This is a genomic window from Ruminococcus sp. AM26-12LB (assembly GCF_003480785.1).
Lineage (GTDB): Bacteria > Bacillota > Clostridia > Lachnospirales > Lachnospiraceae > Blautia_A > Blautia_A fusiformis.
Genome location: NZ_QUJX01000037.1, coordinates 1 through 1,064, shown reverse-complemented (window position 1 = coordinate 1,064; position 1,064 = coordinate 1). Strand labels below are relative to the sequence as shown.

Genomic DNA, 1,064 nt, shown 5'->3' with positions numbered 1-1,064 from the left:
GCTGTTTCTGGACTTCTCGGAGCAGACGGCTTCCCTAAACGGCAAGCCCCTGACCCTATCCCCGATGGAGTACAAAATGCTGAACCTGTTTCGTAAAAATCCCCGGCAAGTGCTGACCCGTGGGCAGCTTTTGGAAAAGCTGTGGGATATAGACGAGAGGTTTGTAGACGAACACACCCTGACAACCTCCATCAGCCGGATTCGCAGCAAGATCGAATCCGACGGCGGCGCACCCTACATCAAGACTGTTTACGGCATGGGCTATCAATGGACGGGAGGCGAGGCAAAATGAAGGTTCAAAACCTCTCGGTAAAGCGGCTGTTTGGCCGGGTGGCAATAGGGCTTGTCCTCTCCATGTCCGGGATCACCATAGTCCTGTTTTTTGTGACAAAACAGACGGCGGTGCTGCTGACAGGCGGGGCGCTGCTGCTGTGTGCCCTTGTGGGGATTTTCGTACTGACGCAGGCGTTTGGAAAGCGGCTGTCGCAGTTTACCGCTGACCTGTGCCAGACCTTAGACCACATGATCGCCGGGAATGAAGCGCCCCAGCGCCCAGAGGACAGCGAAACCCAGCTTGCCAGAATTGGGCACCGTCTGGCAAGGCTCTACCAGATCATGCAGGAGAACCGCCGCCGGGTGGACGAGGAACGGCAGGAGTTACAGACCCTTGTATCGGATATTTCCCATCAGGTGAAAACGCCGGTAAGCAATCTGAAAATGGCGACGGACACCCTGCTGGAAAAGCCTATGGCCGAGGCAGAGCGCACCGACTTTATCCGGGGAATCCGCAGCCAGACGGATAAGCTGGACTTTCTCTTTCAGGCCCTTGTGAAAACCTCCCGTCTGGAAACAGGCGTGATCCAGTTGGACAAGAAACCGGGCCGCCTCTTTGATACCGTGGCACAGGCCATGAGTGGGATCGTGTATGCAGCGGAGAAAAAGGAAATCGCCGTGTCCGTGGACTGCCCGGAGGATTTGACCGTTTCCCATGACAGCAAGTGGACATCGGAAGCCCTCTTTAACCTGCTGGACAATGCGGTGAAGTACACCCCGGCAGGCGGGAA

Annotated in this window: 2 protein-coding genes; both read left to right on the top strand. The window is 56.4% G+C overall.

Annotation, left to right across the window (positions count from 1 at the left end; genetic code table 11):
- Nucleotides 1–292 (top strand): winged helix-turn-helix domain-containing protein (locus tag DW694_RS16610; protein WP_147420745.1); only part of this gene is annotated, 292 nt, incomplete at its 5' end.
- The coding region (locus tag DW694_RS16605; protein ID WP_147420744.1) for a HAMP domain-containing sensor histidine kinase at nt 289–1,064 on the top strand (776 nt) is incomplete at its 3' end. The genes DW694_RS16610 and DW694_RS16605, both read left to right, overlap by 4 nt.